This window comes from Chamaesiphon sp. OTE_20_metabat_361, assembly GCF_031364565.1.
Genome location: NZ_JANLWO010000619.1, coordinates 1 through 2,044 on the forward strand (window position 1 = coordinate 1; position 2,044 = coordinate 2,044).

2 protein-coding genes and 1 pseudogene are annotated in these 2,044 nt (G+C 48.2%); all 3 read right to left on the minus strand.

Annotated features, from left to right (window positions below; all coding sequences use genetic code 11):
- A pseudogene (locus RMO35_RS17735) lies at positions 1–280 on the minus strand (N-acetyltransferase); the annotation flags it as partial.
- A 12-nt stretch (positions 281–292) separates the two neighbouring features.
- Positions 293–1,390, minus strand: coding sequence for a DegT/DnrJ/EryC1/StrS family aminotransferase (locus tag RMO35_RS17740; RefSeq protein ID WP_309742710.1), 1,098 nt, complete (start codon positions 1,388–1,390; stop codon positions 293–295).
- A partial coding sequence (locus RMO35_RS17745; RefSeq protein ID WP_309742712.1) for a Gfo/Idh/MocA family oxidoreductase occupies positions 1,387–2,044 on the minus strand: 658 nt, incomplete at its 5' end. The genes RMO35_RS17740 and RMO35_RS17745, both read right to left, overlap by 4 nt.

Sequence of the window (2,044 nt, forward strand, 5' to 3'; positions counted from 1 at the left end):
CGCCGATCTCGAAGGTTTCTAGATGCTTAAACCCGACTCCTGTGCCAATTCGCACGGCATGACCGAATTGACGCGCCACAGCTCGCCAAATAGCTCGCCGCATCAGTCCATCAAAGTCGCCATCGCTGGCAACAAAGCGGGAATACATTTCGACTAATGCCGAGCCAGCGTACTGAGTGCGTAGATATGCCGCTAATTCAACTTCAAAGTCAGGGTCGATCTTTTCTGCTTGTAAACCATGTACGGATGCGACGACTTTAGTATTTCCTAAATCGGACATAGATCTCCTCGGTTAGCTAATCGCACTCAGTACTGCTTTCGCTACCTGAGTTTGAGACTCGATCGTGAGTTCGGGATACAACGGGAGCGAAAGTTCTTGGCTGGCTACCAGTTCTGAGTGGGGAAAGTCGCCCAGCTTATAACCGAGATCCGCATAAGACGGCTGCAAATGGACGGGAATGGGGTAATGAATACCTGTCTGAATTTCCTGCGCCTGTAAGCTTTGTTGCAGTGCATCCCGATTTGGCGATCGCAAGGCATAGACATGATAAACATGACGGTTGTGGGGCTGTGCTATGGGTAGCACCAAACCAGATTCGGCTAAAAGCCGATCGTAATTCGCCGCACAAGCGATCCTCGCCTCCGTCCAGGCTTCGATATACTGCATCTTCACCCGTAAAATTGCGCCTTGAATCCCATCCATCCGATAGTTGTAACCCTTGAGGACGTGGTGATAGCGGCGTTCTTGTCCCCAGTCGCGCAGCATCCGCATTTTGCGATCGTATTCAGGATTATTTGTAACTGCCATGCCGCCTTCCCCATACGCACCAAGGTTTTTGCCGGGATAAAAGCTAAAGCAACCGATGTCACCGATACTGCCAACTCTGCGCCCTTTGTACTCGGCTCCATGCGCTTGCGCGGCATCCTCGATGACAATTAGCTGGTGACGGCGGGCGATGTCTAGAATCGGATCCATATCCGCTGGCTGACCGTACAAATGGACTGGCAGAATCGCTCTAGTTTTGGGTGTAATCGCTGCTTCGATTTGGGTAACATCGATCGTATAAGTCAGCGGATCGATATCGACAAAAACAGATGTGGCTCCGGTATAACAAATTGCGGCGGTTGTCGCTATAAAGGTCATCGGAATCGTAATGACTTCATCTCCCGCACCGATTCCGGCTGCTAATAGTGCTAAATGCAGTGCGCTCGTGCCTGTATTTAGCGCAACTCCAAAACTAGCTTGGCAGTAGTTAGCAAATTCTAATTCTAAGGCGGCTACTTCATTACCGAGGATAAATTGCGTGCTGTCTAAAACTTTCAAAACAGCAGTATCAATTTCGTCTTTGATACTCCGGTACTGCGATCTGAGATCGACAAATGGGATCATGATGATACCTCGGCTAAATTCAATTTGACTAACTGTCCTTGCTGTTTCATCGATCGATCTGCCGCTTCCAGGATTTTGACAATCCGCAATCCGGCTTCGCCATCGCTAATCGGACGGTTGCCAGTGCGAATACAATCCAAAAAGTGCTCCCCTTCTGTCCGCAGGGCTTCTTTGACATCTAATTTGGGCGACCACATATCGCCCGTGCGATAACCGACCAGGTTTTGGTAGAGGCTTTCGACATCATTACCGCTGACTGTGATGCCTTTGTCATAAACTTTAATCTTCTCGCTCGGCTCTAAGTCATCAAACACGATCATTTTTTGAGAGCCACCAATTAACGTCCTTCTAACTTTAACTGGAGCTAACCAATTAACATGCAGGTGAGCGATGAGATTGTTTTCAAAAAACAGCGTTAAGTAAGCGATATTTTCAGTCCCGTTAGGGATATGACTGATGCCAGTTGCTGAGACGGCAGCAGGCTTGACAGGCAACACGTAGTCCATAATCGACAGATCGTGGACTGCCAGATCCCAGAGGACATTGATATCGTGTTGAAACAGTCCCAAATTGACTCGGACTGAATCATAATAATAAATATTTCCGAGTTGATTGGTTGAGACTAATTCAGCCATTTTCTGAACTGCGCCAGTA